The sequence below is a fragment of the Shewanella sp. GD04112 genome (assembly GCF_029835735.1).
Classification (GTDB): Bacteria; Pseudomonadota; Gammaproteobacteria; order Enterobacterales; family Shewanellaceae; genus Shewanella.
Genome location: NZ_JAOEAL010000001.1, coordinates 2,064,983 through 2,086,544, shown reverse-complemented (window position 1 = coordinate 2,086,544; position 21,562 = coordinate 2,064,983). Strand labels below are relative to the sequence as shown.

Below are 21,562 nucleotides of genomic sequence, written 5' to 3'. Positions count from 1 at the left end.
CTGTGTACAGATTATTGATACACGTCCTCAAACTTTTAAGTTCGGTCGTCAGCTTACAGCGACTATTAGCCACAGCATGAACAAAAACAGCACGCCAGCAACCGCATCCAGCCCACGCGCCAGCGGCAAACGCCCCGCTACAGGGCGCGCCAATCCGGCGGATAACCGCAATAGCGCCAAGAAACCCCATACCTTCGCCAAAAATGCCAAGCCAAGTTTACAGCAAGGGGCAAACGCTAAACGAAACAATGCAGAGCGTAGCGGCGCCAAACCTCGCTCGCAGCAGCGCTCTTCGGCTACGCGCACAAAACCCCAAGGCGAGCCGATGATCGTCTTATTTAATAAGCCGTTCGATGTCCTATGCCAATTTACCGATGAACAAGGCCGCAAGACCTTAAAGGATTACATCCCTATTCCGGGTGTGTATGCCGCAGGGCGATTGGATCGCGACAGTGAAGGCTTGTTACTCCTCACCAACGACGGTCAACTTCAGGCCAAACTGACTGAGCCGAAAAAGAAAACCTTTAAAACCTATTGGGTGCAAGTCGAGGGAGAGCCCACGGAAGCAGATTTAGCGAAACTGCGCCAAGGGGTTGAATTAAAAGATGGTATGACACTCCCCGCTAAGGTCAGCATCATGCCAGCGCCGAATGTTTGGCTGCGTAATCCGCCGATCCGTGAGCGAAAAAACATCCCTACCACTTGGCTGGAAATTCAAATCCATGAAGGACGCAATCGCCAAGTTCGGCGGATGACGGCCCATATTGGTTTTCCGACCTTAAGACTCATTCGTTATAAAATAGGTCAATGGAGTCTAGATGATTTAGCCACGGGTGAGCATAAATGCATCCAAGTGACTCAAAAGGCAGAATGATTTAACAACACTGCGAATGCAATAAACAGGATGTCACAGTGCCCAAGCAACAGATAAAAAGGTGATTAGCGTGGCAGAAAAACTCAGATACAAACCCAATGTGACTGTGGCCTGTATTATCCACGCGCCTACCGAAGATAAGTATCTGTTAGTGGAAGAGTGGATCGATGGCGAGCAGCGCTTTAACCAGCCCGCCGGCCATTTAGAAGCGAATGAGAGTCTGATCCAAGCCTGTAAACGTGAAGTGCTCGAAGAAACTGGGCTGGATCTCGAACCCCAAGGCTTAGTGGGGATTTATCAGTTTAGTGCCAGTGAAACCCTTGCTTTTGTGCGCTTTACCTTTTTCGTACAAGTCGATGCACTGCTCCCCCCTCAGCCACAGGATGCGGATATCGATGCTGCCCATTGGCTGAGCTTTGAGCAAATCGAAGCCAAAATGGAGCAGCTTCGTAGCCCATTGGTGCTCGATTGCCTTAGGGATTACCGCCATCAGCAGCAACAGGGGCAAACCTACTCCCTCGAATTACTCAATAGTCAGCGTCTAACGGGATGTCAAAGATAGCCCCAAGCGACAAGGCGTGATAGAATACGCCCCCGCGTAAATTCGCGATTCAACACGGCATTTAAGCGCTGTTTTAGCAAACACCCGCTCGATGAATCGCTCGCTTGTCTGCCATCAAACACAGTCTAAGCGAAGACGCAGATTTTAACGTGAGAGTGGCCCACCAAAGTGAGTCATTCTCGCGGCTAACCGATACATATACTCAATGGTTTTTAGGATCTATGACATCAATCGAACCCACTCATACAGGAAAAAAAGTCATTGTCGGCATGTCCGGCGGTGTTGATTCATCTGTTTCAGCCTATTTGCTTATGCAGCAAGGCTATCAGGTTGAAGGCCTTTTCATGAAGAACTGGGAAGAAGATGACAACGACGAGTATTGCGCGGCCGCTGAAGATTTAAAAGATGCTCAAGCCGTTTGCGACAAGCTTGGGATCAAACTGCACACGGTCAACTTTGCCGCCGAATATTGGGACAATGTGTTCGAGTACTTCCTCGCCGAATATAAGGCGGGTCGTACCCCTAACCCCGATATCATGTGCAACAAAGAAATCAAATTTAAAGCCTTTTTAGACTTTGCCGACGATATCCTCGATGCTGACTACATCGCCATGGGCCATTATGTGCGCCGCCGCGATAATGCCGATGGCACCACGCAAATGCTGCGCGGAGTTGATAACAACAAGGATCAGAGCTACTTCCTGTATACCTTAAGCCATGAACAAGTGGCGCGTAGCCTGTTTCCCGTTGGTGAACTCGAAAAGCACGAAGTGCGTGAAATCGCTAAAAAAATGGGCTTAATTACCCATGATAAGAAGGACAGTACCGGCATTTGCTTTATCGGTGAACGTAAATTCACTGAATTCTTAGGCAATTACTTACCGGCGCAACCTGGCAATATCGAAACCGCCGAAGGCGAAGTCATTGGTAAGCACCAAGGCTTGATGTACCACACCTTAGGCCAACGTAAGGGTCTGGGTATTGGCGGCATGAAAAACAGCAATGACGATCCTTGGTACGTGGTGGATAAAGATTTAAAACGTAATGTGTTAGTGGTTGGCCAAGGTGGGCATCACCCACGTTTGATGTCAAACGGCATGTTCGTCAATCAATTGCATTGGGTCGACCGCAAAGGTCCCGCCGAAGGCAGCCAGATTGTGGTGAAAACCCGTTACCGCCAGCAGGATATCCCCTGCACCCTCACCTATCTTGATGACAATACCCTCAAGGTGGTGTTTGACGAGCCTGTTGCCGCCGTGACGCCTGGCCAATCAGCGGTATTCTACGATGGCGAAGTGTGCCTAGGTGGCGGGATTATCGATCAACTGATCCGAGGATAAGCCGTGAACGAGCAGCTCCATAATCGCACGATGGCCTTTGCAGGAATACTGCAGGCCATTGCGCAAGTTCAGCATTTAGCCCGTCATGGTGAGAGTGACACTGATGAGCTGGCGACCAGTTTAAACACCATTTTAGTGACCAACCCTGAAAGCGTCGCCGATGTCTATCAAGACAAGGCCGCGCTGCACAAAGGTTATAAGTTGGTGTTAAACCAACTGGGCGACAGCAGTCAAAAAGATGTGGAAATCACCCGCTATCTGGTCGGTATTTTGGCGCTTGAACGTAAATTAACCCGTTCTAACAGCGGCTTAGCCATGCTTGCCGAACGTATTAATCAAGTGAATCGCCAGCTACATCATTTTGCGATCACCGACGAGCAAGTCATTGCCAATCTGGCCAGTATTTATAGCGACATTATCAGTAATCTTGGACCTAAGATTCAGATCTCAGGTAATCCGCTGTGCCTGCAACGTCCAATAGTACAACACAAAATTCGCGCCCTGCTGCTCGCAGCCATGCGCAGCGCAGTGTTATGGCGACAACTGGGCGGTAAACGTCGACACTTAGTCTTCGCCCGTAAAGCCATCATAGACACAGCCAAGAAAAGTCTTACCCTATAATAAAATAAGTTTTCATCAAGGAGCTTCACATGGATCTTTCCGCACTAACTGCTATCTCTCCGGTAGACGGCCGTTACGGTAGTAAAACAGCGTCATTGCGAGGGATTTTCAGCGAGTTCGGTCTTACTAAGTACCGTGTTCAAGTTGAAATCAACTGGTTAAAATTACTCGCCGATTGCCCAGAAATCACCGAAGTGCCGCCACTGAGCGAGTCTGCTATCGCGGTGTTAGATGCAATTAAAGACAATTTCAGCGAGCAAGATGCGCTACGCGTGAAAGCCATTGAAAGCACCACCAACCACGACGTAAAAGCGGTTGAATACTTCATCAAAGAAAAAATCGCAGACAACGCCGAACTCGCCGCTGTGGGTGAATTTGTTCACTTCGCCTGTACCTCTGAAGACATCAACAACCTAAGCCACGGCTTAATGTTGACCGAAGCCCGTGAGCAAGTGGTTCTGCCATACTGCAATGAACTGCTCAGCGCCATCAAAAAACTGGCCGTTGAATACCGCTCAGTGCCATTGATGTCACGCACCCACGGTCAACCCGCTTCGCCTTCAACTTTAGGTAAAGAAATGGCCAACGTTGCGGTACGTTTAGAGCGCCAAATCAAGCAAATCGCAGCTGTTGAAGTCATGGGTAAAATTAACGGCGCCGTAGGTAACTACAACGCTCACTTATCTGCTTACCCAGAAGTGAACTGGCATGCATTGTCAGAGCGTTTTGTTACCAGCTTAGGCCTGCACTGGAACGCTTACACCACACAAATCGAGCCACACGATTACATCGCCGAACTGTTTGATGCTATCGCGCGTTTCAACACTATCTTGATTGACTTCGACCGTGACGTTTGGGGTTACATTGCCCTTGGTCACTTCAAGCAACGTACCGTTGCGGGTGAAATTGGTTCATCAACCATGCCACACAAAGTCAACCCAATCGACTTTGAAAACTCTGAAGGTAACCTTGGAATTGCTAACGCACTGATGCAACATTTAGCGTCTAAGCTGCCAGTATCAAGATGGCAACGTGACCTGACCGACTCAACCGTACTGCGTAACTTGGGCGTGGGTATTGCCCACTCGCTGATCGCCTACCAAGCCACCTTAAAAGGCATCAGCAAGTTACAAGTGAACGAAGAGCATTTACGTGCCGAACTCGACCAAAACTGGGAAGTCCTAGCCGAGCCAGTACAAACCGTTATGCGTCGCTATGGTATTGAAAAGCCTTACGAGAAGTTAAAAGAACTGACTCGAGGCAAGCGTATCGATGCCCAGCAATTAGCAGCATTCATCGACGGTTTAGCCCTGCCTGAAGAAGTGAAAGCAGAGCTGAAGAAGATGACGCCAGCCAACTACATTGGCCGTGCTGAAGCCTTCGTCGACGAGCTTAACTAATATTTTTAGCTCAGCGGAGTTTGCTAAGTCGCAATAGCAAACATGCGCGAGCTGATATTGTTTATCAGCCATAAATAAGGATTAAGGCGGTTACATTCGATGTAGTCGCCTTTTTTGACACTATGTATACACTCAATCTCGATATCGCCCAGTTCCTCAAGGAACACTGGCAACAAAAACCTGTAGTTATCAAGGGTGCCTTCCCTAACTTTGAAGATCCGATCAGCGCCGATGAGCTTGCCGGCCTTGCCTGTGAAGAAGAAATCACCTCGCGCATCGTGGTCACTCAAAAAGATAACTGGGAAGTGATCCAAGGCCCGTTCGAGGATTACGACAATTACGGTGAAACCCACTGGCAATTACTGGTGCAAGCCGTAAACCATTGGTATCCGGACTCTCAGCCATTAGTGGAAGCGTTTCGTTTTCTGCCCGACTGGCGATTCGATGATTTGATGGTGTCATTCGCAACGCCAAGTGGCGGTGTCGGTCCACACGTTGATAACTACGATGTGTTTATCATCCAAGGTGAAGGCGAGCGCCGTTGGACTGTGGGTGCTAATACGCCGCAACAACGCCGTGGCGGTAACCCGAACTCGCCACTGGTGGAAGACTTCGAGCCTATCATCGACGTGGTATTAGAGAAAGGCGACGTGCTATATATTCCGCCTGGCTACCCACACTGCGGTGAAACCTTAACCTTAGCCTTAAGCTATTCAATTGGTTACCGCGCGCCGAGCCAACAAGAACTCGCCAGTGAAGTTGCCGATTACCTGCTCGACAATAACTTAGGTCAGCAGCGTTTTACCTCTGCAACTGAGCCTGCGAATCCTGGCGTGATCAGTCAAGATCATCAACTCGGGATCATGTCGCTGTTAAGCCAGCTCGCCCAAGATCCAACCAGCTACCAAGTGGTGCTGGGTAAACTGTTGAGCCAAAACCGTTTTGAACTGGATATTTGTGAGGGTGAAGAAGCCTATAACGCCGACGATCTGCAGGATGCGTTCGAGCAAGGCGCTGGCGTTAATCGTATCGGCGGCTTAAAAGTGCTGCGTTTAGAAAACGACACTCAATCCCGCTTATTCATCAATGGCGAAATTTATGAGCTACCCAATACACCAGAAGCCGTGTTAACTCAATTAAGCGACCATGTTAGCTTTGATCGCGACAGCGCCATGGCACTGTGTGAATATGCCGAAGTGCAAGCGCTACTGCTCCAGCTTATCAATCAAGGCTTATATTATTTAAGTGATGATGAAGCTTAAGCCTTAGCGCACTACTGCGTTAGGTCGACAGATTAGCGTCACCTAAAACAATAAAGGCACTCTACTGAGTGCCTTTAATTTTTTACCATTACACAAGATTAAGCATTGGTATTCCAAAGCTTTTCGTCATTGTGCATCCGATACAGGCTCTCAGCACGTGAGACTAATAATTGCGCAAATTTTGCCTGCGTCGCATCGCGTTGAACCGCGCCTGAACGGATTAAATTTTCGGCCTGCATCTGCCACATCATAGAGAAATGACGAATCGCATCACGCGCCGTTTTCGCGACTTTGACATCGACGAAATCCGACGGTAAATCGCCAGACATCACCCAATAGGTTTTGGCCGAAGGACGCTTAGATTCCATTTTCCAAATCGCTAAATAAGGCGCCAGATAACGGCTCTCGTCGGCTAACACTTTACTTGGGATCACCCCTTTTTCCGCTAAAAAACGGTTCGCCTTTTGGAATTGAGTTCTGACCCACTCTTGGCGCATTTTCTCCATTTCTTCTGGAGAGATTGTTGGTTGAGCCTGGTCGACAGCTTGTTCAGTCATACTTCCGTCCTATCTTATTGTTATTACGCGGCTTTCATTCTTGGGACAGCACGCGAATCGTTCTAATGTCTGAGATTATCCCAGTAAAAACTGGTTTCACACTAAAAACCTTACGTTTACGTAAAGTGGAAAGCTAGATTGCCACAAATAATCTATTTATTCGGTCATTATGCATGGTTGAGAGTATCGCTAAATGCTATGGTTCTGCAATAAATATAACGAGCTGTCGATGGGAAGTGATTCCATCGACGTTTTATTGTGTATAGCGGAGAACTTCACGTGGCTGTATTTAATCATGTATCCTTTGATGAGCATGAACAGGTCGTATTCTGTCATGATAAAGAGAGTGGCTTAAAAGCCATCGTTGCCATCCATAACACCAATTTAGGTCCTGCTGTGGGTGGTTGCCGGATGTGGAACTACCAATCCGACGATGAAGCCCTGACAGACGTATTACGCCTCTCCCGCGGTATGACGTACAAAAACGCCCTTGCTGGTTTAACCATGGGCGGTGGTAAGTCAGTGATTATTGCCGATCCTAAGCGCCCTGATCGCGAAGCCCTCTTCCGTGCGTTTGGCCGTTTTATCAATAGCCTAGGTGGACGTTACTATTCAGCCGAAGACGTAGGTACCACAACAGCGGATATCATGATCGCTCATCAAGAAACCCCATACATGGCGGGTCTTGAAGGCAAGAGCGGCGATCCATCGCCCTTTACAGCATTAGGCACCTATTTAGGCATCAAAGCTGCCGTTAAACACAAACTGGGTTTAGACAGCTTAAAAGGCCTTAAGATTGCCGTTCAAGGTGTGGGCCATGTAGGTTACTACCTGTGTAAACACCTGCATGAAGAAGGTGCTGAGCTTATCGTCACCGATATTCACCAAGCTTCACTCGACAAAGTGGCTACCGACTTTGGTGCTATCGTCGTTGCCCCACAGGATATCTATGCCCAAGACGTTGATGTCTATGCGCCATGTGCATTAGGTGCCACCCTAAACGATGTCACTCTGCCACAGCTTAAAGCTAAGATTGTTGCCGGTTGTGCCAACAACCAATTAGCCGAAGTCCGCCATGGCGAGCAGCTAAAAGAAATGGGCATTCTGTATGCTCCAGACTATGTGATTAACGCTGGCGGTATCATCAACGTCTCATTTGAAAAAGACTATGACGCGGCAAAATCAGAAGCTAAGGTCAGAGAAATCTACAACACTCTGCTGAAGATTTTCACTAAAGCCGATGCTGAAAACCGTACTACTGCTGCGGTTGCTGACGAAATGGCCCGTGCCATTTATCAAGCAGCAAAAGCATAATCATGCTGTAGGCGGACAACAGCGCGTTGTCCGCCTCTACCACTTCCCTCACTTCGCTTATCCAGCTAAAAAATAAATTCCTCTCAATACCAATCAGATACCAAAACGCCACGTAAAATTCACTTTTCTGTAGTGGAAAAGCCTATGTGCCTCTGCTTGAATTAATCACTCGTCTGTCAGTGAAGGGATTGCATATGGTCAGTTTTAAGTACGAGTTAAATCAGGACTCGGTTGAGCTACAGGCCAGTGATTGGTTTGGAATTGAACGGGTGTTCGTGAATGGGCAAATGGTGTCGCGCAAGTTTAACTTTGGCCCTAACAGTATACATAAAGTGCAGCTCAATGATGGCCATCAATGCAGTTTCAAGTTGTTTATCGACCCTCAAACCGATGAGTTGACTTGCCGAATTTATAAACACAATCAACTTATTACCAGTTTAAAACAAGGCAAAAATAATTTGCTGCAATGCCAGCGACTGTTGCAACAGGGATTATTGCTCGGCTCAAGTCTAGTGCTACTCATGCTCCTCCTGCCATTGTAATTGCCAAATAAAAACCGCCACTAGCGTGGCTAGTCGCGGTTTTACTGGCTCACAAAAGCGTGTTACTTCAACATATACACCCGCATCATGGTTTGTTTCGCTTCGCTACTACCATCACTCATCTGCACACGTAAGTGAACAAAATTACCAGCTGTGGAATCGTTCGGGATTGTGGCAACCCACTCACCGTTAACCCATTTCACTTCTGCGGTTTTCCAAGCGCTTTCGGCAAATTTGGCCGATACAGGGCAATAAATCGATACCGAAATCGCCGCAAGCGAACATTCCTGACCATAACCGTATTGCAGCGTGACATCGGATAAATCCACCTGCGACGCACCATCCATCACAGCTGAGAGTTTCACTTCGACAGGTACACCTGCAGCCAAGGTATTATCTATCGCCACTGGAATGTCGAGCTTAGGAGTCAGCACCGCTTGGCGGCCCTGTTTACTCGAGTCTGTGCTGAATTGATAAATCCCTTGATAGAAGGAACCAAGATTGTCCTTCACCGGTGAGCTACTGCCCACACCACGGGCGTAAGATCGCACTTCTAACTCCACTTGCGCATTGGTATCGGGAAGCGTAAACACTCCACTGTCTAAGTAAGTGCTCTGGCCATTCACTTTGAGTCCGTAGAGCGACTGTGAATTATACCCGCCCGTACCATCATGCCCTGCCGCATCGCCAAACCGCACAATGCTTAAGTCGATAGTGTTAGTATCACGATTGGCAATGGCGCCACCATTGGTGAGCAAACTCCCCGCCTTGGGGCCTTTTAGCCAAGAAGTGGTCTCAACCGTGCCTTCGGTCATCATTCTTGGACCATCAAAATAGCCGCCGTCCGTCGATAACTGAATACCGGGCATCACAATGTTAGTCCACATGTTTTTGCTGGTTGCCGTGTAGTACTCGTCGCGTACCACGGGCGTCATCACCATTTGTGAGCTACCGGTTGAGTAAAACTCTCCGGTGCTGTTGGTCATCGCCATCATATCGGTCCAAATGGGGCGCTGATCATTTTGCGAATGATAGCTGGCACGAATGCGCTGCATTTTTTGCTCTTGCAACACTACTTGCCCACCATTGATACGCCCGTCGGTGATATGGTTAATGGAGTAGGCATAAGGCGTTCGCTCCGCAGCCGTACCTGACCAACTGACGATATTGTTACCCGCTTCAATCTGAGCTAACAGGGCTTCACCCTGCTCCGAACTGATCCCAACAGCGGGGATACGTGGCGTGCCAGAAATCGTCCCCTTATAACGACCATGTTGACCAGGACGATAGAAGATAACCCCAATCGCCCCGTTTTTAAGGGCATTCGCCACCATGTAAGATGTCAGATAATTAGGGTTGCCAATCAACGCAATACGGCCCGTTAAGTCAAACTGAGTCCAGTCGGTGCTGTAACCCGCGTCGCCAACGGGCACGACTTCTGCACTGCCTTTACCATCAAAGGATAAGGCTAAGCCCTGCTTGTTATAATCGAGCACTTCGCCATTTTGCATGGTGAGCACGGTTTCGGGAGCAAAGGCGCGCGTGGTGACAAACGAGCGGAACCTATCATCATGTCCCTGCGACCAAGTGTAGATGTCTTTCACATAATCAGGCGCTAACTCCATCGCGGCTAATTTCGCCACTTTGTTATCATCCAGCGCATAGGTAAAGCCAAACGCATAGCCTTGGGGTGCCAAAGGTTTGCTCGCCTTGAACTCGAGTTTTTCGGCATTGCGGGCGTCGAACTCAATCTGGGTATCTTGGCTCACTTTACGATCCAGCACCGCCATTTGGGTCGCCGACTCCACTAACCCAGAGGTTGTTGAGTCATTATCGTAGGTCATGATGTTCGCAACGATAGTGTAATTGCCCTCAGGAACAGAGAGACTTGCCTGACCATTTCTGAGCGTAACGGCTTGTCCCCAATCATCTTCTTCGTTCATTAAGTAGACTTTCGACGGAGAAGAAGCGGCTTTGCCACGCATATCGGTGACACTGAAGCTCAGATTGACTTGCGGCGGTTGGATCCAAAATGAAATCGGCACAGTGATGCGCTCATTCGATTTGCCTGTAGTGGTGCCTTCAATTCGCCCAGTGATAGTGCCATAGGCGCCACTGCGCAGTGCCACACTCGAGTCAATCCACACAGGGATTTCAGCACTTCCATTGGCTGGCACGTTAATGCTGTTGACGCTAAGCCCCGCTAGGGTTGCTGGCATGCGCGTCTTACCGTCCTCACCTATCAAGCTCATTTTCAGCTTAAGGCTGATATCCTTGTCGGATAAATTGCGTAGACTAATGGTTTTTTCTGTCACGCCAATATCCTGATCATAGGCAAAGGAGCCGAGCTCCATATTCGGCGGCGCGATAATGCTTTGTCCTACAGCGCGATTAACATCCATAGGACCTGCGCCTTGTTCTAGCACATGGGCATCGGTCGGAACCACAGAGGAAGTCAGCACTTCTTTCACTTGGCGGGGTGTCAGTTCGGGTCTAGCTTGCATCACAATGGCCGCGCCGCCAGACACATGGGGCGCCGACATGGATGTTCCCGACAGGGCGCGATAAGCCGTCGCCCCAAATCCTCCCGAGGCCGCAGAGACGACATCCACACCTTGGGATGCGATATCGGGTTTCGCAGAATGGCCATCAGGTGAAGGGCCACGGGATGAGAAAGATGCGGTGTGATTATCGCGGTCAACGGCTCCCACGGTTAACGCACTCGGGGCACATCCTGGGATCCCCACGGTCTCACGGGTAAAACTATTGCCCGCAGAAACCACGAACAACGCCTTATCACTCAAAGCTTCAACCATGTCGACAAGTGGTCCTGTACAACTGGTGCCACTGCCGCCTAATGACATACTAACCACATCGGCGCCTTGAGCCACGGCCCATTGCATGCCACTCAAGATCCCACTTGTCGAGCCTGAACCTGAGTTTGTCAGTACCTTGCCCACCAGCAATTTGGCACCAGGCGCCATACCCGCCCAGCGACCATTAGATTCCACCCCCGTCCCCGCGATAGTGGCTGCAGTGTGTGTACCATGGCCGTTAAGATCATCGACGCCATTGCTGGAATAGGTAAAGTCTTTGCTCTGCACAACTTGGCCCGCCAAGTCGCCATGCTGAACATCGTAGCCAGTATCAAGCACGGCCACGGTGACACCTTGGCCATTAAATGCCTTGGCTAAATTGCCATATGCACCGGTTAACGGCACGGTTGGGGTTAGGTTTGCCAACGCATTTATCCCGTTAGTCGTATCCTTATGGGCATGCACAACCGCATCTAACCATACCGACTTCACCGCATCATCGGTACTTAAGGTTTCCCATACTTTGGCGGCTTGTTGTTTGCTGATCCCAAAAGCAGCGCTGTCGATAAGTTCAATCTCATCGGTTAAGGTAGCCCCTTCAATGGGATTAGGCACAGCAGAACCCGCTAGGGTGCCATCACGGTATTCGATAATAACCGGCAATTTATCGGTGGAGGCATCATCATAACCCGCCGCATGGAGCTTAGAGATGTTAAACAGCTCGATGTCGACAGTATGGGACTCTACCCATTTTTGCGCCTTTGGAGTGATAAGATATTGACCATTCTGATTTTGGAAGAGACTGGTGATCACCTCAGCACCGTTTTCGCCGAGCAGGCGGATACCGCTGAGTGAGCCATCGGCCCGAGCAACGGCCGTGACCACCTCGCCAGTAATCAAGGTAAATTGTACGGCGCCAGATTGCGCTTCCATCAGCGCAACATTATCTTCAGCCAAGGTTGAATAACTGAGGGTAAAACCCATTGCCACCAGGCAAGTCGCTGCAATACGACTGCGCTTAAAAAGTTGTTTCATTTCATATTCCCTGAAAAATCACCTTATGATTGCTCAAATAAATTTAAGCAACGTTTGTTATCTTGGAAGGCTTGCTTCCAACACAACAAGATGACGTTTCACGAAACATTCTTGCAACAATCCTCGGGTAGCAATTTGTACTGCCAAGCTAAAATAGCAATGCCCAGAGTATGGCTTGAGGCCATTACGCTGGGGAAAGGTAGAGTATGAAAATTGTAGGAAAGACGAAATGCAGCTTAAACGCAATGCCGAATGCTTGAAGCTTGAAATCACAAGGCTGTGAGTGAAGGTAAGCGATTTATCTTATTGAGTAAGCGCATAAACTGCTGGCGCTCCTCTTCAGTGAGATTGGACAGGTATTTTTCATTGACCCGCTCAGCCTCACGGATCAAATCCTGCTCCAGCGCTTTAGCCTCATCGGTGAGGAAAATCTGGAATGCACGGCGGTTATCGAGCTCTTGGTGACGGGTGATCAATCCCTGAACCTGCAACTGATCGAGCAAACGGGTCATGGTATAGTTGGCCACATCGCAACGCTTAGACAGCTCGGTCTGAGAGATCCCCTCCTCCTGCCAAAGCGCGAACAACACTGGCCACAACTTAATGTCGAGCTGATAGCGTTTCAGCTGTATATCGAGCTCATTTTGCAGCTCAATATTCAAGTGGGAAACAAGATAGCCTAAGCTTTCATAGCGGTTCAAACAGCACCTCCGAAAACACCATTTAGCCCCAACAACACTGACCCAAACCCGAGAAGGATTGGCCGAGGTCAGTTTTAATACTATCACTTAACCCGTAATAAACTAGTCAGCTTGCCCAAGTAATTGCAATCAAAATCTTTACGCATCTGCCTCTTCGTCGTCGGGTAAATTGAATTCATTCACAAAATTATAGTAACAAGCACGGCTCAATTTTCCCCATAGGCCGCGCTCTAGCGGCAGATAAATCCCAAAGTCGGTGAGCTTTAAGTGATTGAGTGTCGCCAGATAATGCTCAGTGCCAATACTACTGCGCAGCGTTAAACCCGATGCTGTTTCATCTTTCACATAATCGACAATCAACAGTGGCGCATCATCCACCTCGACTCGCACCTTCTCGACTGGCGTGATCAGAAAATGTTCGCCATCGATACCATGTAAAATACTGGCAAATAACTTGGCAAACTTGGTCGGTAATGGGCTGTCCTGATATATCCAGTCACTGGAGAGTTGGATACGAAATAACGCGACTTCACTACACAGCGCCGTTGGCTGTGTGACAACATCCGGCGCTGGCTTGCTGGTGAATTCCTGTAGCGTGTCGATAACATTGTCCGTGTGTTTTTCCATAGCGTCCCCTCAATAAAAAAACCAGCCTGACGACTGGTTTAGTGTGGCATTGCTGTAGGGATTATCCAATCCCTAATACAAAATTGCGTTAAGCCTTAACGAGCTCCAATAAAGCCTCTAATGGATGTTTTGGCTTGTAACCGGCGAAACGTTTCACTTGGCTGCGACAAGAGTAGCCAGAGACTAGCACCTGCGACGCGTCTATCCTGCTTAAAGTGTCTTTCCACGACATATCAAACAAGGTCTTAGAACGCTCAAGATTCTCAGCCTCATGGCCGTAAGTACCCGCCATGCCGCAACAACCCAGATTCACCGCGGTTAATTTAGCGCCAAAGTGAGTGAAGATTTTGCTCCACTCATTGGCGGTATTGGGTTTAGCCGTAGACTCAGTACAATGGCTAAACCAGGTAAATTGCTTATCTTGCATGGCCTTAGTCGGAATATCCTGCAGAATGCTAAGCAGCCACTCGTTAGCCAGTTTCACCTCAAACGCGCCGCGATTCGCCCCTAAGATTTCTTTATATTCATCGCGATAACAGAGCACTAAGGCGGGATCGATACCCACCATAGGCATGCCTAACTTATGCACTTGGTTTAAGAAATCCGCGCTCGACTGCGCCGTTTTAGCAAATTTATCCAAGAAACCCTTAATATGGGTCGGTTTACCATTGGGTTTAAAGGGCAATAGAACAGGCTTTAATCCTAACGTTTCAATCAGTTGGACAAAGCGATACACCAAGCCAGCATCGTAGAAACTGTTAAATGGATCTTGCACCACTAACACAAATTTGGCGCGCTCATCCGCGGGAATGGCCTGCAATGCCGCCAGATCATAACCACGGCTCGCATGACCATCGAGCCGTTGTTTTAATGTCGGCACCGACAGCGCTGGCGCATCCACATAACCGATGGCCTTTTTGATCACCCATTGGCTGAGCGGGTTTTGCGAGGCGAAATTGGTCAGCCTTGGCGCCGCCGCCATAATGGGCAGACTGTCTTCGATGCCCGCCACCAGATAATCTTTAGCCGGACGCAGATAACGTTGATAGTAAATATTAAAGAACTGCGCCCTAAATTTAGGCACATCCACTTTCACAGGACATTGGCTCGAGCAAGCTTTACAGGCCAAACATCCCTTCAGTGATTCCATCACTTCGTGGGAATAATCGTAATCGCGCTTCGCATTGATGGTATTTTGCATGCGCTGCAAAATACCTAAGGGTTTAGCTCTGGCCAGCGCATTGACATCGACGCCTTCGGATTCGAGTAAACGCAGCCACTCACGCATTAAGCCCGCGCGACCTTTAGGCGACTGAACTCTGTCCCCCGTCACTTTAAATGACGGACACATAGGTGAGAAACTGCTGTAGTTAAAGCACAGGCCATTACCGTTACAGTTCATCACATCGGGATAGGCATCGCGTACTTCGACCGGAATTTGCCGGTCAAACTTGCCGCGCTTGGTACTGTCCACATCAAAACACAGGCCACCCGCTTGCTTTGGCGCCACTAATTTGCCTGGGTTGAGTCGATTATCAGGGTCAAATAGGCCTTTAATATCTTGCAGCACGCCATAAAGCTCATCACCAAACACCGAAGGACCATATTCGCCGCGCACGCCCTTACCGTGCTCGCCCCACATCAGGCCACCATATTTGAGTGTCAGCGCCGCGACTTGATCGGAAATCACCCTCAGCAGTTTTTCATCTTCGACATCGCACATATCCAGCGCAGGCCTAACGTGTAATACGCCCGCATCCACATGGCCAAACATGCCGTATTGCAAATTGTGACTATCGAGTAGTGCGCGAAACTCCATAATATAATCGGCGAGCATTTCGGGCGGCACTGCCGTATCTTCGGCAAACGCAATGGGTTTGCGACGTCCTTTGGTAGCACCGAGTAGGCCCACAGCTTTTTTACGCATGCCGTAGATTTTCTCAATGCTGGCCTTATCTTGAGTGACTTGATAACCAACCACGCCACACTCACCACGGTTGATTTGTTCGGTCAGCACGGCTTCGAGTGCCGCAAGCTTTTCGCTCACCTCAACGGCGTCGCCAGCAAACTCGACCATATTGAGCCCATCGATCACTTTGCCCGGTACTTCTTGAATAAGGTCTGAAACCGAATGCCAAACAATGTCCTCACGGGCAAGGTTAAGCACTTTTGAGTCCACGGTTTCAACCACAGTGGCCCGCGCCGCCACTAAGGATGGCGCATGCCGCAGTGCGGACTGGAAGGAGTCATACTTAATGTTCACCATCGCTCGCTCACTCGGCAGTGGTGTAATGTTGAGTTTCGCTTCGGTGATCACCGCCAGCGTGCCTTCAGAGCCAGTTAAAATACGCGAGAGGTCGAACTGGGTTAAGCCGTTGTTCCAGACATTCTTTAAGTCATATCCGGTTAAAAAACGATTGAGCTTAGGGAATTGTTGTTCGATCAGCGCACGCTTCTCGCGGCACACTTCGGCAATTGCCGAAATCAGTTTTTGCCCGAGCGGATTATCGCTCACGTTATCGGGGTTACATAACAGTCCAGCATCGAGGGGGCGAGTGTCGAACACGCTGCCATCAATCAAGACGCTGCGCAGCGCCAGCACGTGATCAGAAGTTTTACCGTAAACTAAGGAGCCCGCGCCCGAGGCATCGGTATTAATCATGCCGCCGATGGTGGCACGGTTTGAGGTTGAGAGGTCGGGACTGAAGAAATAACCGTGGGGACGCAGCGCATCGTTTAGCGCATCTTTGACGACACCCGCCTCGACGCGAACCCAACCCTGCTCGGGGTTCACTTCCAATACGCGATTCATGTAGCGAGATACATCGAGGATCAAGCCGTGGGTCAGCGATTGGCCATTGGTGCCCGTACCGCCGCCTCTGGCACTAAAAGTCACACCCACAAATTCAGCTTTTGCCGCCAGCGACAAGGCAATTTGAATATCTTTTTGATGCTTAGGATAAAGCACCGCCTGCGGCAAAAATTGGTACACGGAGTTATCCGTGGCCTGCACGAGGCGCGCGCTGTAGCGCTTATCGATGTCACCGGCGTAGCCACTTTGCGCTAAGGCATCAAGATAGGCCAGATAGACAGGTTCTAAGGTTTGTTGGTGTGATAACAGAGGTAACATGAGCGGCTTCAGTCAATTATTGTTATGCGGCCCATTATAAACAAAAAAAAGCCGCTAAAAAGCGGCTTTTTTAACACCTTTATAAAATTACAACCGAGATCAACCGTGCGCTTCGGCTAAATATAACCAAGTATCAATCACTGTATCAGGGTTTAACGATACGGTATCGATACCTTGTTCAACTAACCAGGCGGCGAAATCAGCGTGATCTGAAGGTCCTTGACCACAGATACCGATGTAAGCGCCCTTCGCCTTAGCCGCTTTAATGGCCATAGACAGCAGGATCTTAACGGCTTCGTTACGCTCATCGAACAGGTGGCTGATGATGCCTGAGTCACGGTCAAGACCGAGTGATAGCTGAGTTAAGTCGTTTGAGCCGATAGAGAAACCATCGAAGTGCTCAAGGAATTGGTCCGCTAACAGAGCGTTTGACGGTACTTCACACATCATGATGACGCGCAGACCATCTTTACCACGCTCTAAGCCCTGCTCTTTCAGCAGTTCAATCACTTGCTCGGCTTCTTTCACGGTACGGACGAATGGGATCATCACTTCAACGTTTTTCAGACCCATTTCGTTACGCACACGCTTAATCGCTTCACATTCTAACGCGAAACAATCGCGGAATGATTCAGAGATATAACGGCTCGCACCACGGAAGCCCAACATTGGGTTTTCTTCCTCTGGCTCGTAACGGTCACCACCGACTAAGTTCGCGTATTCGTTAGACTTAAAGTCTGACATACGCACGATCACTTTCTTCGGATAGAAAGCTGAACCGATTGAGGCGATACCTTCGACTAAGCGGGCAATGTAGAACTCAACTGGAGAGTCGTAACCTGCGATCATCTCGTTGATTTCTTCCTGAAGCGCAGCGTCTTGTTGGTTGAACTCAAGCAACGCTTTCGGGTGAATACCGATCATGCGGTTGATGATGAATTCTAAACGCGCTAGACCCACACCTTCGTTTGGTAAACGAGCGAAGTCAAAGGCGCGATCTGGGTTACCCACGTTCATCATGATTTTCATCGGTAATGGAGGCAGTGCGTCAACGCGGTTAGACACCACTTCGAACTCTTGCTTACCTTCGTAGATGTATCCAGTGTCACCTTCGGCGCAAGAAACAGTCACTAACTGACCATTCTTGATACGGTCGGTCACGTCGCCACAACCTACTACCGCAGGTACACCTAATTCACGGGCAATAATCGCCGCGTGACAGGTACGGCCGCCACGGTTAGTCACGATGGCGCTGGCGCGCTTCATGATAGGTTCCCAATCTGGGTCAGTCATGTCGGTCACTAACACATCGCCAGGTTGGATTTGATCCATGTCAGCGATTGAAGTTAATACCTTAGCCACACCAGAACCGACTTTATGACCGATAGCACGACCTTCAGAGATCACCGCGCCACGGCTCTTTAAGTGGTAACGTTCAATTAATTGTACGTCTTCACGGCTACGAACCGTTTCTGGACGCGCTTGAACGATATAGAGTTTGCCATCGTTACCGTCTTTTGCCCACTCGATGTCCATTGGACGACCGTAGTGTTTTTCGATAACCATAGCTTGTTTAGCCAATTCCATCACTTCAGCGTCGTTGATAGAGAATTGACGACGTTTTTCAGCAGCAACGTCTTCAATTTTCACTTGTTTGCCGTGAGAAGCATCATCGGAATACACCATTTGGATGAGCTTGCTACCGATATTACGGCGAACAACGGCTTTATGGCCTTGAGTGAGGATGGGTTTGTGAACATAGAATTCGTCAGGGTTTACCGCACCTTGAACAACCATTTCACCCAGACCGAAAGATGAAGTGATAAACACCACATCGTTATTGCCTGATTCAGTGTCCATGGTGAACATCACACCTGATGCCGCTTTGTCTGAACGAACCATGCGTTGTACGCCGGCCGACAGGGCAACACCGTGGTGCTCATAACCTTGGTGAACACGGTATGAAATTGCACGGTCGTTAAAGAGTGACGCGAACACGTGCTTAATCGCCACGAGTACTGAGTCAAATCCTTTCACGTTTAAGAAGGTTTCTTGCTGACCAGCAAAAGAAGCATCTGGCATGTCTTCTGCGGTAGCAGAAGAACGCACCGCGAATGATGCATCGCTCGTTTCAGCGGCAAGTTTGTCGTAAGCTTCACGAATCGCTTGCTCTAGAGCTGGTTGGAACGGGGTATCAATAACCCATTGTCTGATCTGTGCACCTACTTGTGCCAGTGCATTGACATCATCTACATCCAATGTTGCTAGGATGTCATAAATCTTCTGGTTTACTCCACTTTGTTCAAGGAACTCATTGAACGCATAAGAAGTAGTCGCAAATCCGCCAGGTACTTGAACACCGGCATTAGCTAGATTGCTGATCATCTCGCCAAGAGAAGCATTTTTACCGCCAACCAAGTTGACGTCACCCATGCCTAATTCCTGATACCAGAGTACGTATTGCTGCACAGTTCTATCTCCGCAAGTTTATTTCAGTGGCCCCTTCACACGAGGGCAGCGGCATTTTACACTCCCGCCGAAGCAGCGTAAATCTATAATTTTATTTGTAATTTTATTACTACAAGAGGTCAGTATGGCACCAAAGGTATTTTACATCTCCGACGGGACAGCGATCACAGCTGAGGTTTTTGGGCATGCAGTACTCTCGCAATTTCCATTAGAATTTGAGTCACTTACAATTCCATTTGTTGAAACATTGGCAAAAGCTGAGAACGTTAAACGACAAATTAATGATTGTTTTATTACAACAGGTGAAAGGCCGTTAGTGTTCCATTCGATCGTAAAACCTGAAATTCGGGACATTATTTATTCGAGTGAAGGACTCGATTACGATTTTTTAAATACCTTCGTTGCACCACTTGAACAACATTTAGGCGTTAGCGCCTCTCCGGTGTTACATCGAACCCACGGAAAAGCCAATCACGGCTACGAAGCTCGTATCGATGCCATCAATTTTGCGATGGACAATGATGATGGCCAAACCATGAAACATATGGATCAGGCCGATTTAATCCTGCTTGGCGTGTCACGCTGCGGTAAAACCCCGTCCAGCCTCTATTTATCAATGCAGTTTGGTATTAAAGCAGCCAACTATCCGTTCACCGAAGACGATATGGATAACCTCAAACTGCCCGAAGCGTTAAAACGCAATAAGAAGAAGTTGTTCGGCTTAACCATCGATCCGGTGCGCTTACATGAAATCCGCCAAAGCCGCATGGAAAACAGCCGCTACTCGTCCTTAAAGCAGTGTCGTTTAGAGGTCAAAGAAGTCGAGATGATGTTTAAACGTGAACGTATTCCTTATATCGACACCACCAACCACTCTGTCGAAGAAATCGCCACTAAGATTTTGGACGTGACAGGCTTAGAACGTCATATGTTCTAATCTTGATGATTTCGAACGAGGCAATCGAGTCCCTCGATTTAGGCTAAATAGGTCTAACTTAAATCAAATTCATTGCACAGTTGCCGACAATTAACACAATTGGCACTGTGCAATGCTGTTCGATTCGTTATAATCCGAGGCAATCTGGCGAAAAGCGCCGCACGCAAGCTCGGTATTTTGAATGACCATTAAAACAGACGAATTACGCACTTCCTTATTAGCTAAAGTCATCTCACCTGCACAACTGGCATCTGAGTACCCGTTAACCCAAGATGCAGCCGATTATCTCGTACAACAACGTCGTGAAGTCGAAGCCATTATTATGGGCGAAGATCAACGCCTATTAGTGATCATTGGCCCCTGCTCTATCCATGATACTCAAGCCGCCCTCGACTATGCGCGCCGTTTAGCGGTATTGCACCAAGAGTTAAAGGACGATCTCTGCATTTTAATGCGTGTGTATTTTGAAAAGCCCCGCACTATCGTCGGTTGGAAAGGGTTAATATCCGATCCTGATTTAGATGGCAGCTTCGAGCCAAATAAAGGATTACGTATTGCTCGCGAGTTATTGCAGCAAATTACTGAGCTGAAGTTACCGATTGCCACCGAGTTTTTAGACATGGTGAATGGTCAATACATTGCCGACTTAATCACTTGGGGCGCTATCGGCGCCCGCACCACAGAAAGCCAAGTCCACCGTGAAATGGCCTCGGCGCTCTCCTGCCCCGTTGGCTTTAAAAACGGTACCGATGGCAATATTAATATCGCCGTCGATGCGGTGCGCGCAGCAAAAGTGCCACATATCTTCTATTCACCGGATAAAGATGGCGCCATGTCTGTCTATCGCACCCATGGTAACCCTTACGGCCACATTATTTTACGTGGCGGTAAAAAGCCGAATTACTTTGAGCAAGACATTGAAGAAGCAAGATTAAAGCTTGAGTCTGTGAATGTGACGCCGCGTATGGTGGTCGATTTTAGCCACGGCAACAGTGAAAAGAACCACCTAAAGCAGCTTGTGGTTGCCGACAATATCATGGCGCAAATGCGCACGGGCAGCACGGCCATTGCTGGGGTGATGGCCGAAAGTTTCTTACAGGAAGGCAATCAAAAAGTGGTTGAGGGTCAACCTCTGTGTTACGGCCAAAGCATCACAGATGCTTGCCTGCATTGGGATGACTCGGAGAAATTATTGCGCGATCTGGCTAAGGCCTCTCGCGATAGACGTGAGTTTCTCGGCAAATAAGTCGATTACCCACGGCAAAAGGCTTCCACTGGAAGCCTTTTTTCTTTTCGTTTTACCTTAACACCTAACGATATAGGCGTTTTCTACCATTCAAATTGAAAACTCACTATAATTGCGCCTCTTTAAAAA

At 48.7% G+C, this 21,562-nt stretch carries 16 protein-coding genes; 10 read left to right on the top strand and 6 right to left on the bottom strand.

The genetic code is table 11. The annotated features are described in order from the left end of the window. Positions 1-76 precede the first annotated feature (76 nt). The 6 genes from N7386_RS09330 (at position 77) to N7386_RS09305 (ending at position 6,059) form a co-directional block, all read left to right on the top strand. Positions 77-874, top strand: a complete 798-nt coding sequence (locus N7386_RS09330; protein WP_164717941.1) for an rRNA large subunit pseudouridine synthase E — start codon at positions 77-79, stop codon at positions 872-874. Positions 875-944: 70 nt separating this feature from the next. Beyond that, positions 945-1,436, top strand: coding sequence for an NUDIX hydrolase (locus N7386_RS09325; RefSeq protein WP_086903583.1), 492 nt, complete (start codon positions 945-947; stop codon positions 1,434-1,436). A 221-nt stretch (positions 1,437-1,657) separates the two neighbouring features. After that, positions 1,658-2,776: a tRNA 2-thiouridine(34) synthase MnmA gene (gene mnmA / locus N7386_RS09320; RefSeq protein ID WP_055648406.1), complete on the top strand. Its 1,119-nt coding sequence runs from the start codon at positions 1,658-1,660 to the stop codon at positions 2,774-2,776. Positions 2,777-2,779: 3 nt separating this feature from the next. Further along, on the top strand, positions 2,780-3,397 hold the full coding sequence (gene hflD, locus N7386_RS09315) for a high frequency lysogenization protein HflD (RefSeq protein WP_055648405.1): 618 nt from the start codon (positions 2,780-2,782) through the stop codon (positions 3,395-3,397). A 29-nt stretch (positions 3,398-3,426) separates the two neighbouring features. Then, positions 3,427-4,797 carry an adenylosuccinate lyase gene (gene purB / locus N7386_RS09310; protein ID WP_055648404.1) on the top strand — a complete coding sequence of 457 codons (1,371 nt, stop codon included), beginning with the start codon at positions 3,427-3,429 and terminating at the stop codon, positions 4,795-4,797. A 122-nt stretch (positions 4,798-4,919) separates the two neighbouring features. Continuing rightward, positions 4,920-6,059 carry a cupin domain-containing protein gene (locus N7386_RS09305; RefSeq protein ID WP_086903582.1) on the top strand — a complete coding sequence of 380 codons (1,140 nt, stop codon included), beginning with the start codon at positions 4,920-4,922 and terminating at the stop codon, positions 6,057-6,059. A gap of 98 nt (positions 6,060-6,157) precedes the next feature. On the opposite strand, the gene N7386_RS09300 is transcribed toward N7386_RS09305, so the two are convergent. Further along, entirely contained in the window at positions 6,158-6,616 is a 459-nt protein-coding gene (locus tag N7386_RS09300) for a DUF4826 family protein (protein ID WP_023265484.1), read from the bottom strand. A gap of 279 nt (positions 6,617-6,895) precedes the next feature. Here N7386_RS09300 and N7386_RS09295 point away from each other — a divergent pair, with 279 nt between their 5' ends. Together N7386_RS09295 and N7386_RS09290 are read left to right on the top strand one after the other, a co-directional pair. Further along, positions 6,896-7,930: a Glu/Leu/Phe/Val dehydrogenase dimerization domain-containing protein gene (locus tag N7386_RS09295; protein ID WP_011716761.1), complete on the top strand. Its 1,035-nt coding sequence runs from the start codon at positions 6,896-6,898 to the stop codon at positions 7,928-7,930. 194 nt (positions 7,931-8,124) lie between these two features. Further along, positions 8,125-8,472 (top strand): hypothetical protein, encoded by a 348-nt coding sequence (locus N7386_RS09290; RefSeq protein WP_011622377.1) that lies wholly within the window; start codon positions 8,125-8,127, stop codon positions 8,470-8,472. A 62-nt stretch (positions 8,473-8,534) separates the two neighbouring features. Here N7386_RS09290 and N7386_RS09285 read toward each other — a convergent pair whose 3' ends face one another. From N7386_RS09285 to ppsA, 5 genes are all read right to left on the bottom strand, one after another. Beyond that, positions 8,535-12,323 (bottom strand): S8 family serine peptidase, encoded by a 3,789-nt coding sequence (locus N7386_RS09285; RefSeq protein WP_126513004.1) that lies wholly within the window; start codon positions 12,321-12,323, stop codon positions 8,535-8,537. Between the two features lie 269 nt (positions 12,324-12,592). After that, complete coding sequence (locus N7386_RS09280; RefSeq protein ID WP_089067990.1) at positions 12,593-13,024, bottom strand: MarR family transcriptional regulator; 432 nt, start codon at positions 13,022-13,024, stop codon at positions 12,593-12,595. A 138-nt stretch (positions 13,025-13,162) separates the two neighbouring features. Then, positions 13,163-13,651 carry a DUF1285 domain-containing protein gene (locus N7386_RS09275; RefSeq protein WP_011716757.1) on the bottom strand — a complete coding sequence of 163 codons (489 nt, stop codon included), beginning with the start codon at positions 13,649-13,651 and terminating at the stop codon, positions 13,163-13,165. A gap of 88 nt (positions 13,652-13,739) precedes the next feature. After that, positions 13,740-16,781 carry an FAD-binding and (Fe-S)-binding domain-containing protein gene (locus N7386_RS09270; RefSeq protein WP_126513003.1) on the bottom strand — a complete coding sequence of 1,014 codons (3,042 nt, stop codon included), beginning with the start codon at positions 16,779-16,781 and terminating at the stop codon, positions 13,740-13,742. A gap of 99 nt (positions 16,782-16,880) precedes the next feature. Next, the gene (gene ppsA / locus N7386_RS09265) at positions 16,881-19,250 is read right to left on the bottom strand and encodes a phosphoenolpyruvate synthase (RefSeq protein WP_088211591.1); all 2,370 of its coding nucleotides are present in this window, start codon (positions 19,248-19,250) and stop codon (positions 16,881-16,883) included. A gap of 124 nt (positions 19,251-19,374) precedes the next feature. Between ppsA and N7386_RS09260 the strand changes: the two genes are divergently transcribed. Both N7386_RS09260 and N7386_RS09255 read left to right on the top strand, forming a co-directional pair. Beyond that, positions 19,375-20,187 (top strand): pyruvate, water dikinase regulatory protein, encoded by an 813-nt coding sequence (locus N7386_RS09260; protein ID WP_011622371.1) that lies wholly within the window; start codon positions 19,375-19,377, stop codon positions 20,185-20,187. A 181-nt stretch (positions 20,188-20,368) separates the two neighbouring features. Next, a complete protein-coding gene (locus N7386_RS09255; RefSeq protein WP_126513002.1) occupies positions 20,369-21,433 on the top strand; it encodes a 3-deoxy-7-phosphoheptulonate synthase in 1,065 nt (354 codons plus the stop codon). Positions 21,434-21,562 lie beyond the last annotated feature (129 nt).

Excerpts from the sequence above, each read along its gene's own strand:
- N7386_RS09305 (WP_086903582.1), top strand. The coding sequence starts at position 4,920 with ATGTATACACTCAATCTCGATATCGCCCAGTTCCTCAAGGAACACTGG.
- N7386_RS09330 (WP_164717941.1), top strand. The coding sequence starts at position 77 with ATGAACAAAAACAGCACGCCAGCAACCGCATCCAGCCCACGCGCCAGC.
- N7386_RS09275 (WP_011716757.1), bottom strand. The coding sequence starts at position 13,651 with ATGGAAAAACACACGGACAATGTTATCGACACGCTACAGGAATTCACC.
- N7386_RS09260 (WP_011622371.1), top strand. The coding sequence starts at position 19,375 with ATGGCACCAAAGGTATTTTACATCTCCGACGGGACAGCGATCACAGCT.
- N7386_RS09285 (WP_126513004.1), bottom strand. The coding sequence starts at position 12,323 with ATGAAACAACTTTTTAAGCGCAGTCGTATTGCAGCGACTTGCCTGGTG.
- N7386_RS09255 (WP_126513002.1), top strand. The coding sequence starts at position 20,369 with ATGACCATTAAAACAGACGAATTACGCACTTCCTTATTAGCTAAAGTC.
- purB (WP_055648404.1), top strand. The coding sequence starts at position 3,427 with ATGGATCTTTCCGCACTAACTGCTATCTCTCCGGTAGACGGCCGTTAC.
- mnmA (WP_055648406.1), top strand. The coding sequence starts at position 1,658 with ATGACATCAATCGAACCCACTCATACAGGAAAAAAAGTCATTGTCGGC.
- N7386_RS09300 (WP_023265484.1), bottom strand. The coding sequence starts at position 6,616 with ATGACTGAACAAGCTGTCGACCAGGCTCAACCAACAATCTCTCCAGAA.
- N7386_RS09270 (WP_126513003.1), bottom strand. The coding sequence starts at position 16,781 with ATGTTACCTCTGTTATCACACCAACAAACCTTAGAACCTGTCTATCTG.
- N7386_RS09290 (WP_011622377.1), top strand. The coding sequence starts at position 8,125 with ATGGTCAGTTTTAAGTACGAGTTAAATCAGGACTCGGTTGAGCTACAG.